This is a genomic window from Sphingomonas sp. S2-65 (assembly GCF_021513175.1).
Lineage (GTDB): Bacteria > Pseudomonadota > Alphaproteobacteria > Sphingomonadales > Sphingomonadaceae > Sphingomonas.
Map to the genome: position 1 here is coordinate 3,319,757 of NZ_CP090953.1, position 13,498 is coordinate 3,333,254.

11 protein-coding genes are annotated in these 13,498 nt (G+C 64.1%); 4 read left to right on the forward strand and 7 right to left on the reverse strand.

All coding sequences use genetic code 11. The features are described 5' to 3' along the window. Positions 1 to 94 precede the first annotated feature (94 nt). The gene (locus tag LZ586_RS15630; RefSeq protein ID WP_235077242.1) at positions 95 to 3,046 is read right to left on the reverse strand and encodes a TonB-dependent receptor domain-containing protein; all 2,952 of its coding nucleotides are present in this window, start codon (positions 3,044 to 3,046) and stop codon (positions 95 to 97) included. Between the two features lie 202 nt (positions 3,047 to 3,248). Between LZ586_RS15630 and LZ586_RS15635 the strand changes: the two genes are divergently transcribed. Then, complete coding sequence (locus tag LZ586_RS15635) at positions 3,249 to 4,451, forward strand: sensor histidine kinase (RefSeq protein WP_235077243.1); 1,203 nt, start codon at positions 3,249 to 3,251, stop codon at positions 4,449 to 4,451. On the opposite strand, the gene LZ586_RS15640 is transcribed toward LZ586_RS15635, so the two are convergent. Both LZ586_RS15640 and LZ586_RS15645 read right to left on the reverse strand, forming a co-directional pair. Further along, positions 4,428 to 5,750, reverse strand: coding sequence for an MFS transporter (locus LZ586_RS15640; RefSeq protein WP_235077244.1), 1,323 nt, complete (start codon positions 5,748 to 5,750; stop codon positions 4,428 to 4,430). The genes LZ586_RS15635 and LZ586_RS15640 overlap by 24 nt on opposite strands. A gap of 133 nt (positions 5,751 to 5,883) precedes the next feature. Next, entirely contained in the window at positions 5,884 to 6,318 is a 435-nt protein-coding gene (locus LZ586_RS15645; protein WP_235077245.1) for a response regulator transcription factor, read from the reverse strand. Between the two features lie 175 nt (positions 6,319 to 6,493). Between LZ586_RS15645 and LZ586_RS15650 the strand changes: the two genes are divergently transcribed. Next, positions 6,494 to 8,110 (forward strand): FAD-dependent oxidoreductase, encoded by a 1,617-nt coding sequence (locus LZ586_RS15650; protein ID WP_235077246.1) that lies wholly within the window; start codon positions 6,494 to 6,496, stop codon positions 8,108 to 8,110. 27 nt (positions 8,111 to 8,137) lie between these two features. Here LZ586_RS15650 and LZ586_RS15655 read toward each other — a convergent pair whose 3' ends face one another. After that, the gene (locus LZ586_RS15655) at positions 8,138 to 8,842 is read right to left on the reverse strand and encodes a sensor histidine kinase (RefSeq protein ID WP_235077247.1); all 705 of its coding nucleotides are present in this window, start codon (positions 8,840 to 8,842) and stop codon (positions 8,138 to 8,140) included. Positions 8,843 to 8,968: 126 nt separating this feature from the next. Beyond that, positions 8,969 to 9,343 carry a winged helix-turn-helix transcriptional regulator gene (locus LZ586_RS15660; RefSeq protein WP_235077248.1) on the reverse strand — a complete coding sequence of 125 codons (375 nt, stop codon included), beginning with the start codon at positions 9,341 to 9,343 and terminating at the stop codon, positions 8,969 to 8,971. A 201-nt stretch (positions 9,344 to 9,544) separates the two neighbouring features. On the opposite strand from LZ586_RS15660, the gene LZ586_RS15665 reads away from it, so the two are divergent. Further along, positions 9,545 to 10,333 carry an MBL fold metallo-hydrolase gene (locus tag LZ586_RS15665; RefSeq protein WP_235077249.1) on the forward strand — a complete coding sequence of 263 codons (789 nt, stop codon included), beginning with the start codon at positions 9,545 to 9,547 and terminating at the stop codon, positions 10,331 to 10,333. Between the two features lie 124 nt (positions 10,334 to 10,457). Here LZ586_RS15665 and LZ586_RS15670 read toward each other — a convergent pair whose 3' ends face one another. Both LZ586_RS15670 and LZ586_RS15675 read right to left on the reverse strand, forming a co-directional pair. After that, positions 10,458 to 11,177, reverse strand: a complete 720-nt coding sequence (locus tag LZ586_RS15670; RefSeq protein WP_235077250.1) for a hypothetical protein — start codon at positions 11,175 to 11,177, stop codon at positions 10,458 to 10,460. A 54-nt stretch (positions 11,178 to 11,231) separates the two neighbouring features. Then, positions 11,232 to 12,254: an AraC family transcriptional regulator gene (locus LZ586_RS15675; protein WP_319938003.1), complete on the reverse strand. Its 1,023-nt coding sequence runs from the start codon at positions 12,252 to 12,254 to the stop codon at positions 11,232 to 11,234. A gap of 313 nt (positions 12,255 to 12,567) precedes the next feature. Here LZ586_RS15675 and rclC point away from each other — a divergent pair, with 313 nt between their 5' ends. After that, positions 12,568 to 13,206, forward strand: a complete 639-nt coding sequence (gene rclC / locus LZ586_RS15680; protein ID WP_235077251.1) for a reactive chlorine resistance membrane protein RclC — start codon at positions 12,568 to 12,570, stop codon at positions 13,204 to 13,206. Positions 13,207 to 13,498 lie beyond the last annotated feature (292 nt).

Consider the following 13,498-nt stretch of genomic DNA (forward strand, 5'->3'; position numbering starts at 1 on the left):
CGACAGTCGCCTTGGCGACGAAGCCTTCAAGTTCGACTGACGAGGGATCCCGTCATTGGAGCTGCGCCGTGCACTTGCCGGAGGGCCGCCGTGATCAGAAATTCACGCTGGCCGATATGCGGAAGACCCTGCCGACTACGTCGTAGAGCAATCGGTTGGTCTGAGCATATGCTGGCCAGTTGTTGCCGTCGGGACCGTTGCCGACGGCCACCGGCGCCTCGTCGAGAATGTTCGTCGCGATTATCGTGAGGGCGCCTTCGTGCGTGCCGGATTTGAAGCGGACGCGAAGAGATGCATCCAGATAGGTCGCGCCCGCGATGTGGTTGTCGTTGATGGTTCGATAGCGGGTCGTGGAGACGGGACAGCTGGACGAACACTCTATGAAGTCGTTCCCGTAGACGCCGGACCCGAAGCCACGGGCGACGACGTTCAAGGTCAGGGGATCGGCCTCCCAGAAGGCACTGACGCGGTAGGTCCAGCTGGGCACGGCGGGGCTGCCGAACGTGCTGTCGCCGTTCACCCCTGCGTAGTCGACCGGGAAGACTCCGTTGTCGACGGCGTTGCTGATGTAATGGGTGATCGAGCCGTTTACCCGGAAGACGCCGGGAAGACCAGGTGAGATCGCTGCGAGCGGCGTGCTATAGCTGATTTCGGCATCGAAGCCGCGTTCCCGTTGGCTGGCGAAGTTGACCGGACGGACCAGGATGGAGGCGAGCGTCGCGTCGGAGAACACCAGGTTGGGACAATAGACCGTGGCGCCGGAGTAGCAGAGGTTGACGGTGTTCTGCGCCGTCACGGAGCCTATCGCGTCGGTGATCGAGATCGAGAAGTAGTCGAAGGAAACCGAGAACCCTTCAAGGAAGCGAGGGGCTATGACGGCGCCTGCCGTCCAGCTGTGCGCGCGCTCCGGCTTGAGATCCGGATTGGAGAGCGTCTGCTCGAGCACTTGCGTCGAGCCGCTGATGGGAGCGGCGCTTGGGAGTATGACTGTGTTCGTGCGCGACGTGGCTCCAGCGAACAGGTCCGAGAGGTTCGGTGCACGGATGTCGCGGCTGTGGGTCGCCCTCAGCCTCAGACCTTTGACAGGTATCCAGGTCGCACCTGCCTTCCAGGTCACGACCGTGCCCGAGGTCGAGTAGTCGGTGACGCGGACTGCCCCCTCGACACCCAGATCGAACAGGATTGGCAGTTTGAGTTCCGCGAAGGCTTCTTTGACTTCGTAGTGGCCGTCGGCCGGCTGATAGTTCCCGTATAGCCAGCCGGATCGATACGCTTGATCCACTGTCGCCCGGATCCCCTCCCGACGCCATTCTGCGCCCACGGCAAGGCCCGCTGCGCCTCCGGGAAGCTGGAAGACCTGACCGTCCGCGCCGATACTGGCGACATCTTGCCTGATCGTCTCGTCCCGTCTGGGTTGCTGAGGGCCGAAGATGTAGGCGAGGGCCGCCTTGGAGGGGATGCCGCTACGGAGGCGGTCGATGGGAACGCATCCGTTTCGCGGGTCCGCTAGCGACGATCGGCAGACAGTTTGTCCGTTGAGGCTGACGGCGTCCTGAGCGAGCGTCATGCGGGCGGTGTTCCAAACGTTGACCAGCTCCTCCCGGGCCTCCGTGAGGCCATGCTGGAATGAGCCGTTCCAATTCCAATCCCGGCCCAGCAGCCTCGAGTGCCCTTCCGCTCCAGCAAGGAAGCGGTAGACGTCGCGCCGGTTGTCGCTGCCTGGGACCGGAAGGTTCGCGTTGCTGGTGCCGATCGAGACGGAGGCGAGCCCGAGCTCCTTCATGGCTCCAGCGAAGGCGGCATATCGCGACTGCAGGAAGGCGTTGTCCTGCCGAATGGCGACACCGGTGCTCGGCGTTCGCTGATATGCGCTTCGTCCGCGATAGCGGTTCCACGACAGCTGGCCGAAGACGGTGGCGGCGCTGCTGATCGCGAAGGAGGTGCGGCCGAACAGGCCGGTCCGCTGCTCGTCGGGGATGAGCGAGTTCGAGCCCAGATGCCCCGACAGCGTGACGTCCGTGTCTCCACCGGCCATCCAGCCGCCGACCGCAGGGGCGTAGGCGCCATAGTCCAGCTGGCCTGTGCGCCCATCGCCAAGAAAGTAGGTCCCGAGCAGCGGGCCGGATGCGACCAGTCCGCCAGACGTGTAGGTCGCGGGGGCGACGCCGGCGCCCACGAGCCGCTCCGGCTGGCCGTTCGTCTGAGTGTATGCCGGGTTGTTGATCTGGAAGTATCCGCGGCCGTTCCACGGGCGGTCGATCGAGCTGACGCCCTCCTGTTCGAAGTGGTCGCCGTTGAGCAGCACCTGCATCCGGCCATCCAGCAGCGACAGGCCGGCGGTTACTTCGAACCGGCGGTATGCGCCGTCGCCACGGGTGGTCACGCCCTGATCCGCCTTGAACGATATGCCCCTTCGGTCCTTGTCGAGAATGAAGTTCACGACGCCACCGATTGCGTCGGATCCGTATTGCGCGGATGCACCACCGGTCACGACTTCTACGCGTCTGACGAGCGCCTGCGGGATGGTGTTGATGTCGACCACGCCATTGATCGCCGAACCCACGGACCGCCGGCCCTCAATGAGCACGAGGGTTCGCGTGGCACCCAGCGCACGAAGATTGACCGAGTTGATGCCTGCGAGTCCGTTCGACAGATTGCCCGAACTGTTGCCCGAGGTGCTGCCCGGCGAGATCGCGGGAAGCTGGTTCACGAGGTCCGCCAAGTTGGCGGGACTCTGCGCTTCGATCTCGTTGCTTGCGAGTATCGCCACCGGCACCGCCTGGTCGCGGCCATCTTGGATCCGGGAGCCCGTGACGGTGATGATGTCCGGCTCTTCGGAGCCGGCTTCCGCGGGGGCCTCGAGGCGCAGGCCCTGCTGGCCTGCCGACTGGGCATGAGCCGGGTGGGCCACGATTGTCAGGAGGAAAGGCGCGCAGGCGGCCCAATGCAGGAGCTGGGTGGTAGCGCGTGCTGACACGTCCTGCCGCTCGTACAGCCATGCAAGATCCACCCGTAACCATGGGCTGATCGACACCGTACTACGCATTCTCCGTCCCCCGACGCTTGCCGATGCAGGACGTTTCGCAGCGAATTGCTCCTGGGCAACCAATAACATGGTTGGGGTACGCGACGCTCTCGCGACGCTCTAAGGAGGGGGTCGGACTCGGTTCGGCGACGTTCGGCCACCCGCGTTCTGCCAGTTGGTTGAAGGCTCGCGGCTTCCAGTATTTTTCGAGGGTCAGTAGCGATTGCCGGACTTCACGAAACCGGATCCTGAGATCAGGCATCCCGATGTCTTCCTGGAATCTCCCATCGCGATCCTGTGCGAGGATTGGGAGGAGATCCGCGCGGCGGTTCTGCGTGACTGCGCTTCCGGCGAGGGTGGGCTCGAGCGCGTGCTCGACGATGATCCCGATTACCTCCGGAAGCTGCGCCATCACCATCGCATCGTGGATGCGAACCCTGCGGCGCTTCGGCTGCTGGGCGTCTCGAGCATCGCCGTGCTCGAAGAGAAGGTCGGCGTGCTGCTGCCGGCTGATCCAAATGGCGCCGTCGTGCGCGCCATTGCGCGGGGCGAACGGGTATGCAGAGGCGAGCGAGACCTCGTGGGCGGAGATGGGCGGCGCACGCCGATACTCTGGCAGACCACGCTTCCGGAGCGGGCTGAGGACTTCGGCCGGGTCTACTTCTTCGCAGTGGATATCTCCGAGCAGAAGCGCGCGCAGGAGGCCCTGGATGTCGCGCGTGCGGCGCTGAACCACGCGGGTCGCCTGTCGCTCGTGGGCGAACTCGTCGCATCGATGACGCACGAGGTTTCCCAGCCGATCAGCTCGATCAGCGTCTTCGCCGAAGCAGCGAGCCGCTGGCTCGCGCAGACGCCCCCGAACCTGGAGGAGGCGAGGACCTTCGTAGGCCGCATCAACACGAGCGCCACCCACGCGGCGCAGGTGATCAGGAGCATCCGCGACTTCTCGCGGTCCTCCCGCACCCAGTTCGTCGAGGTTGCCCCTGCCAAGCTCGTCGGCGAGGCCATCGCGTTGATCGAGCACGAGGCCCGAGGGCAGGCGATCCGCATCGATTTCACGATGAAGGGGCTCCTGCCTCAGGTTGCTGCAGACCCCATTCAGATTAAGCAGGTCCTCGTGAACGTCGCGATAAACGCGTTTCAGGCGATGGCGACGGACGGTGGGACCAACGAGGACAGGATCGTCTCGTTCGCCCTCGAGCGGGAGGATCGATTCGTCGTGTTCCGGATAAGGGACACTGGTCCAGGCGTCGTCGACGTAGACCGGGCGCTGGAACCCTTCTTCACGACCAAGCCTGAAGGGCTGGGTCTGGGGCTGTCCATCTGTAAGCGGATCGTGGAGGACCACGGTGGTGAGCTGCGCATCATCAGCAGCGGCACGGGCACGGAAGTGGTCTTCACTCTACCGTTGGCGCACGTGCAGTAAGCTGCCGGTTCGATCCGGCGCGGCGGTAGCCGCAACCCGGGCGCGCTGACCGCCAACTCCTGTTTTTACATGCCGAGGCGCTTCGGAAAAACGCCCGAAGATGAGTGACAGGGCGGTTAGGCCAGAGCATGCGATCATGTAGAAGCCGGGAGCGGCCGGGTCGCCCGACGCCTGGATTAGCGCCGTGACGATCAGCTGCCCGAAACCACCGACGATGACGCCGGTGCTGTAGACCAGGGCGAGCCCGGTGGCCCGAACGCCGGCTGGAAAGGACTCCAGGATGAGCGAAAGGACGGATCCAGCCTGGAGGCTGTTGAACGAGACCAGCACTGCTACGATGGTCAGGGTCGCCGCGAGACCCGGCGCATCGTGCAGAAGGCGAAAGGCCGGTATGATCAGGAGCGAAGAGCCGGTGATGGCAATCAGGACGAGCAGTCGGCGTATCTGAAACCGGTCTGCGACAAGCCCTCCCAGGAGTGATCCGGCGGCCATCACCAGGCCCGCAACACAGCCTGCGAGGAAGGCCGTCCTGGGTGGTGCGTTCACCACCCCGGTGAGATAGGTCGGCAGATAGAACATCACCACGTAGGTCGATGCAGTTCCGGACAGGAACAGAAGGAAGCCGGATGCGAGCTGGGCCTTGTGGCGGGCGAGCACGCGTCGGACTGGAAACTCCTGCTCGGTGACCTGATCGTCGGGATCTTGCAGGGTCGTGCGTAGGTAGAGACCGACCGGTCCGATGAGCAGGCCGATCAGGAATGGGAGCCTCCACAAGCCCGCTGAGATGTCCATGGGACTGAAAGTGGCGCTAAGAGCATAGCCTGTAAGGCCTCCTAGGAGAGCGGAGACGCCCTGGCTCGCCATGAAGATGCTCACGTAGAGAACTCGCCGGCGGCCGCGGCTGAGCTCGAAGAGGAGGGCGGCCGTTGGCCCGACCTCTCCACCCATGCCCAACCCCTGGATCAGCCTCCCGATCACCAGGATGATCGGTGCCGCTACGCCCAAGGTTGCGTATCCGGGGCAGACGGCGACGATGGCGGTGCCCAGGGACATGAGCCCCATCGTCATCACGATTGCCTTCCGGCGTCCATTTCGATCCGCGTAGGCGCCGAAGAGGATGCCTCCCACGGGACGTGTGACGAAGCCGACGCCGAAGGTGGAAAGGGTGAGCAGAAGCGCCGTCATAGGGTTGGCCTGGGGGAAGAACACTTTGGCCAGCACCACGGAGAAGTAGCCGAACAGCGTGAAGTCGTAGAGCTCCAGACAGTTGCCCACCGCGATGGCCCAGAAGACACGCACTCTGGATTGTTCGCGCCCGCCGTCGTGGTTACGGCAGGCAGACCGTGTCACTAGCGGCATGAGGGATGAAGGCGGCACGGCAGTTCCGCTGGAAGTATGGTCATCATTGAGATCGTCTTGAGAGGACGCGTATTCACCGGGCGCCCGTACCGATCATCTCGTCGACCAGCTTCAGAAGTTCGTTCGCCTCGAATGGCTTGCTTAGGAACAGCACGCCCGTCTCACGGGCGCGATGCTCCGCCTCCGCCGTTGGATAGGCGGTGATCAGCAGGATCGGGATCTCCGGATTAATGGCGCGCAACTGCCTGGCGAATTCCAGGCCGTTCAGCTTCTGCATCTGCAGATCCGTGATGACGCAGGCGCTTTGCGCGACTTCCGTATCCGCCAGCGCATCCTCGGCACAGGCGTAGGTCTGCGCGCGGTGGCCCGCACTTCGCAGCAGGCCGTCGAGGGATATGCGGATGCCCTCGTCGTCATCGACCACCGAGATTAGTAGGGCGGAGCCCATCACGTTCTTCCATTCAAGACTGATTGCCGGTGTGGTGCGGCCAAGTCGCTCGATCGGCAAGCATCTTGTGGTATGGGGTCAGACGCCGATCCCTCTCTCGCACGCCGCTGCCACGCGCGCCCATACTCATGTATCGTTTGAGCAGGATTGATCCTGATGTAGCGCTGTTCGCGGAAACGGCGGAGCCGAACCGGCTTCATCCTGGGCCGTAGAGGCTGCCAAGGTCGAGGCGGGCATGGAAACGATCGGTCGAGATCTTCGCGAGATGCAGCGGGTTCCGCTTGCGGCATCACATGTGGCGGCGCTTCGCGCGACCGGCGTAGAGGTCCGGTATCCGGCCAACACCTTCCTGGCCCGCGCCGGCGAGGCGGTCGACCGGTTCACCTACGTGGTGGAGGGCGAAGTGGAGGTCGTGAACCCCTTCACGGACGAGCGGCATGTGCCGTCCACGCTGGGCCCTAGCCAGTTCATGGGGGAGATCTCGTTCCTCGACGGCGGAACCTGGTCGATGCCCATGCGGACGGTCAGCGAGACGAAGGTGATCGAGGTCCCGCGGGTCGCGATGCTGCGGCTGATGTCGGAGATCCCGGAGATGTCCGACATCGTCATCACGGTGCTCGCGGCGCGTCGCCGGCGACAGCTCGAAGCAGGAGACGGCACCCTCGTGCTGCTTGGGGAGGACGTTGACCCTGCGGTTCGGCAGATCGCGGCGTTCGCCAGTCGGAACCGGCTTCCCTACAGCTCCTACGCCTTGGGGACGGCTGAAGCCGAAGGGGTGGCGACCAGCTGTTCCATAAGGAGCGATCAGCCGGCCGTCATCTTCGGCCGCGACAACGTGGTGACCGAACCGACGCCGGACAACGTCGCTCGGCTTCTGGGGCTGAACCGTGACTTCGTCGAAGACGAGACCTTCGATGTGCTGATCGTCGGTGGCGGTCCCGCCGGCGTGGCAGCGGGCGTCTATGCCGGCGCAGAGGGGCTGAGCGCGCTGGTCGTGGAGGACACCGCGATCGGCGGCCAGGCCGGCACCTCGAGCCGCATAGAGAACTACATGGGCTTCCCGACCGGCATCTCCGGCGCCGATCTGGTCTGGCGAGGCGAGGTGCAGGCGATGAAGTTCGGCACCCGCTTCGCCATGCCCCGTCGGGTGACGAAGCTAGAGCAGCTGGAGGACCGCTACTTCTGCGCGACGTTCGATAACGGACAGCGCATCCGGGCAGGTGCCGTCGTCGTCGCGACCGGCGTCCAGTATCGGCGCCTTCCCATTGCCCGTCTCGCCGAATTCGAGGGCGACGGCGTCTACTATGCTGCGACCGAGAACGAGGCGAGGTTCTGCAGGGGTGCGGACACCGCGGTGATCGGCGGCGGCAATTCCGCGGGGCAGGCTGCGATGTTCCTCAGCAGGAGCGCGGCTCACGTGCGGCTTCTGGTGCGCGGGAAGTCTCTGGCTGCCTCCATGAGCAGCTATCTCTCCAGCAGACTTGAGGCGGATCCGGCGATAACCATCGAATATGGGGTCGAGGTCGTCGCTGCGGATGGCGGTCCCCACCTTCGCGAACTGACGGTCCGCGATCTAGCTGACGGATCGACGCGCACCCTGCCGACCTGCGCTCTGTTCGTCATGGTGGGCGCCGAGCCGAACACGGACTGGCTGTCGGGTCTCGTGGCGCTGGACGACAAGGGTTTCGTTCTGACCGGCGAAGCGGCGCATGGGCATTCCGAATATGCGACATCGTGCCCCGGCATCTTTGCCGTCGGCGACGTGCGCTCCGGATCGGTCAAGAGGGTGGCCTCCTCGGTCGGTGAGGGATCCGTGGTGATCTCGAGCGTATGGCAGCATTTGCAGAGATGACGTTGCGCCCGGGCTGAGGCTCGCGGGTCAGGAGTCGGCGACCGGCGTTCCGAGGTAGACGCTGAAGCGCGAGCCTCTTCCGAACTGCGACTTCAGCTCGATCCGGTGGCCAAGCGCCGTGCAGTGGTCCCGCACGAGCGACAGGCCGAGCCCGATACCCTGTGCCGCACTGCTGACCTGGCAGAACGCCGCGAAGACGCGCTCGAGGTCGTCGTCGGCGATGCCGCATCCGTTGTCGACGACGTCGACGACGAGCTGGCCGGCTCTGCGCCGAAGGCCGACGACGACCCTTCCGTCCGGGCTGTATTTGATCGCGTTGACCACCAGGTTGTCGACGATCGAGCGCAGGCGTTGATGGTTCGAGATAATGGATCCGTTCGCCGTTACGACCGAGAGGCGCACGTTCTGCGTCGCCGCCGTTGCAGACCACGCCTTGGCCACCTCATTCAGAAGCGGCCGCAGCGCCACCGGACGCAGGTCGCCTTCGGGAGCGGCCACCGAATGCGCTATGAGATCGGAAAGGCCGCCGGCGATCCGATCGGCCTGGGCGATCGCAGCCTCGAGCCACATCCGATCGCCTCCCGCGAGGCTAGAGCCGTCCATCCGCCTCAGCGCATGGCTGACGACCTGGAGAGGCTGCATCAGATCGTGACCGGTTCCGGCCATCTTGCGGCGCAGGTCGGTTACGATTGCCTGCAGCGGCTGAGAAGGGGAATGCTGGAGATGGGACACGTTTGGACCTCAAGGCGGCATGTGCGGCGGCATCATCCTGCCTCCCGGAACGGGTTGCCTCAACACAGGCGCAGGTATGGGGTGCCCCTCCTTCCAGGATGTCCTCCGAGCGCGTCTTGCGGACCCTCAGCTCACTTCCGCAGCCTGCTCGCGTTCGAGGAAGGCGGAGCGTGCCGATCTGACCGCGCCCGCATGATCGTCGGACCATGCCAGGAGCGCTCCGACGGGCAGCTCCAGGGTGTGTCCCAGGGGGGTCACGCGGTATTCGACGGCCAAGGGGCGAAAGGTCGCGACGTGCCGCTCGACCAGTCCGTTGAACTCGAGCCGCTGGAGACAGACGGTCAGGCTCTTCGGCGAGATCTCGGCCAACTCGCGTCGGATGGCGTTGAAGCGCTTGCGCCCGCCGCCCGCGCATAGGGCGCCGAGAACCGGCACCGTCCACTTGTCCGCAAGCAGTTCGATCAGAACCCGCACGCCGTCGAGATCATGGTCCGGTCTCATGAGTCGGTTACCTCCAGGCTACCAGATAACAGAATAGTGCGTAATTTACACCTAGTTTCCAATCGATAGTAGAGGGGCATTCTCCGGGCATCCGGAGTTCACAGATGAACGGGTATAGCCATGACGACGCTTGCACCTCCGACCAGCCCTGCGAAGCCTTCAGGCCCGCCCTCGCCGGCGGTCCGGATCGGAGACTTCACCGTGACGGCCCTCGCGGATGGCTTCTTCGACATACCGGCGCCATTCCTCATGAAGGACGGTCAGTCGCTCGCGAACGGACCTGAGACGCTGCGGCTCGAGATTAACGGTTTTCTTGTGACCACGCGGAGCCGCACGATCCTGATCGACACGGGCTGCGGCTCGCTCCTTGGGCCCACGGTCAACAATCTGGTCGATCAGCTCGCGATTGCGGGAAAGAGTCCATCGGACATCGACGCCGTGCTCTGCACGCACATTCATCCGGACCACACCAACGGCCTCATCGATGCTTCGGGAGCGGCGCAGTTCGCGCACGCGCAGGTCTTCGCTCCTCGGAACGACCTCGACTTCTGGCTGAGTGACGAGGAGATGGCGCGTGCGCCAGAGGCACTCAGGATCCAGTTCCAGTGGGCCCAGCAGGCGTTCGCGCCGTACGCTGGTCGAATCACTCCCTTCGACGGCGGCGAGATCATCGACGGGATCGAGGCGTTGCCCCTGTTCGGACACACGCCGGGGCACAGCGGCTTCCACCTCGATGGAGGAGGCAATTCCCAGCTGATCATCTGGGGCGACGCAGTGCACGATATTGCCGTTCAGACGCGGGACCCTGACGTTACCGTGGTCGCCGATCTCGATCCTGATCAGGCGAGATTGATGCGCCACCAGATCTTCGATCGGGTTGCAGCCGACGATGCGCTCTTCGCAGGCATGCACGTCGGCTTTCCCGGCTTCGGCCGTCTTGCGCGGTCGGCAGGCGGGTTCGATTACGAACTCGTTGGACAGGCGCGGTAGCTTGATCTCGCGATGCGGGTGGCGGAGGATATCCAGCGCCACCCGCATCGGGCTCCTCTCAACCGTCGTTTTGTTGGACGACGTTGCCGCAGGAAGGGAGATCGGATCTACCTGGTGACGCGCTCTAGCTCAGTTCGATCGCATCCAGATCGATCGAGACGACCAGCGGTTCGGCCATCGGATGCCCGTCTGGCTGGCGAGGGTAGATCCGACGCCTGGTGGGGAACTGCAGCCCTCCGACCTCGACATAGTCGGAGACGTAGTGAGCGCCTGGAGTGTTGCCTGCGATCTCGACGTCGTAGTCGTGGCGCCGAAGCAGTCCATCGTCGCCTACATACAAGGTCTGCACGCTGCTGTGCGTCGGAATGGATGACGGGAAGCGGATCAAGAGGCGCTGCCAGGTCTCGCCGCGCTCCTCCCAGCCTCCGATCTCATCGGTCTCGACGCCATCCCAGTCGAGCAGGAAGGGCATGTTGAGATAGGTCCACATGGCGATGCCGGCGAAGTATGCGAGCTGCAGTTCGCTCCACGGAGTCTCCAGCGAGTGATCGGCGAATGACGCGCGCGGGTTCTCAAGCTCCTGCTCGACGGTGCCGCCGCTCCCGATGATCGCCACGCGTTGCGGTGTGAACAAGGAGTGCCGGTCCGACATGCCGAACGGGGAGTGCGAGGCCTGCTGGTCGGTGAGGGACACGGTCACGGTCGTTTCGTCCAGAACGCCGCCTTGGCCTTTCAGCGCCCACAGCGCTCCGCCCTGTGAGAGGCTTGCGCGCACCTGACGGTAGCGCTTCCAGCGGTCCATTCCGCCGTGCGCTTCGATGATTTGATCCTTGAGCTTCGACATGGTGTGCTCCGTTTCTCCAGCGGCCACGCTAAGGGCGAAGATCGATGCCGCACATCATACTGGAGTAGGGGCTGCTTCGCCGGGAGTGCGCAAGTCGTCCGGGGCTATCGTTTGCACGGGAGTTCCAGCCTCCGCCTCGGTTTCACGAAGGGGGCGCTTGTCCATCCTGAGCGCTCCGGGTCGAACCCCGAATCGGCGCAGGATGGCCTTGCTGAGCGCACCTTCTGAGCCGTAGCCGACTTCAGCGGCTATCTGAGCGATCGGCTCGGTCGTTCCCGCTATACGCTGCCGCGCCACAGCGAGCCTCAGATCGGCTAGAAAGGTCATCGGCGCGATCCCGCCATGCCTTCTGAAGCTGCGGACCAGAGTAGCGCGCGATGCGACGGCCACCTGAGCCATGTCCTCAAGCGACCATTCGCGTGCGAGATCATTGAGGATGGCGAGAACGACCCGCGCTGTGCTGCGATGGCGGAGGAGAGACAAGGTTGGGTTCCCTGTATCCATGGTGCCAAGATGATCTCGCAGCATCATGACGAACAGCGCGCGTGCGAAGTCGGCCGCGATCACGTCCGATCCTGGCATGCCGGAATCCAACTCGTCGCGGATGTCGATGAGGAGGCGACGAAAACGCTCCAGCAACGGCTCGCCGGCGGTTCGAATGACGATTTCATCAGGAAGAGCCGCGAGCAGCGGATTTTCGTCACACCCGTCGAACAGCAGTCTTCCGCAGAGCAGCTCTGTCTCCATCGGAGTGCCCGGGGTGGTCTTCCCCCGCACACCGTTCCGGAGCTCGACGGCGATTGGGCGCAACACGCCCCTGTTTGCGCTTCGCACTACGTGACTGTCGCCGTGCGGAAGCAGCAGTATGTCGCCGGCATTGAGGGTGAGATCCCCTAGTCCAGTGCGCTCCAATACGCAGGATCCGCGGGTCACTATGTGGAACTGCGCCCAGCCGCTGCCTAGCGGCTCGTGTGGGGCGGCCCACCCACCGCCGAAGCGGCAGAAGTCCTCTATGACCGGTCGTATCCGCAGGAGTGGAACCATTACCTTGAGCAGTTCTGACGTGTCTTCGGGCATCGGAGCTCCAGTTGATCCGCGCGATCATGCCGTTGAGCCGCGCGGCCATACCTCTGCGACTTGTCCGGCGCCAGATTGCCTTCAGCAACTAAACCAAAGGACGTGATGATGTCGCGCATGGAGATGAGTAACTGATGCCGTAGGCAGTCATGCTCCGGTGAGTTTGGCAGATGCTTCGAAGCTGGCTGTAATCACTGCGCCGCCTCGACGGACATCTCATCATCATGTGGCGGCGGGCTTCATCGCCGGTGCTGCACCCTCTTCCGATCCCGACCTTGGGCGCGTCTGACGCCGCTTACGTAGGAACCTAGCTATGAACCCAATCATCCATACCGGTCTTTCGACCATTGCCGCTCGCCGATCCAATCGGATTGGCATGGCCGCGATGAAGATCGCTGTCGCCATAATCTTCCTCTGGATCGGCGCCCTCAAGTTCGTGCCCTACGAGGCGGACAGCATCACCCCGTTCGTCGCGAACAGCCCTGTGATGTCATTCTTCTATGAGCATCCGGGCGAGTACAAGGCGCACATGACGCACGAAGGCGAGCTGAAGCCGGCTGAGCGCGTCTGGCAGAATGCGAACAACACCTATGGGTTCTCCACCGGGCTCGGAGCGCTCGAAATCGTGATCGGAGGACTGACCCTGGTCGGGCTCATGTCGCATCGAGTGGGGATCGTCGGTGCTGCGCTGGCTTTCGCCACGCCCTTCGTGACCCTATCCTTTCTCGTGACGACACCCGAGGCTTGGGTGCCGGCCATCGGGGACGCGCATCACGGCTTTCCCTATCTTTCAGGTGCTGGCCGACTTGTCCTCAAGGACGTCGCCCTCCTGGCAGGCGCGTGGCTGATCATGGTCGACAGCTCCCGTGCCATCCTGAGCGACAGCCCGAGTGCGGCCGTCCTCCAGGCGCCAGCGATCAGTCCTGTCGTGATCGCTCGCCGCGCCGCCTGAAGGCGAAGCCGTTGGTGGCCGGCCTTCGCATCGTCGAGGGCTGGCCGGGAGCTTTGCTTTGGGCCCCTCGGTTCGGGTCTGAAGCCTATTCTGAGCGGCACGATCACCTTCCGACGTATGACCTTGCGCAGACCGAGGTGCGATGGTGCGCACCTCGGACGGCGACTAGCTTTCACCGCGATCAACTCGGGCGAGCCGCTCCGTCTGCAAGGCGCACGGGCGTCGAGAGACCCGGTTCAGTTCCTGGGATCGAAATCCACCCGCCCCGGGAGCCATGGGCAACCGATGACCT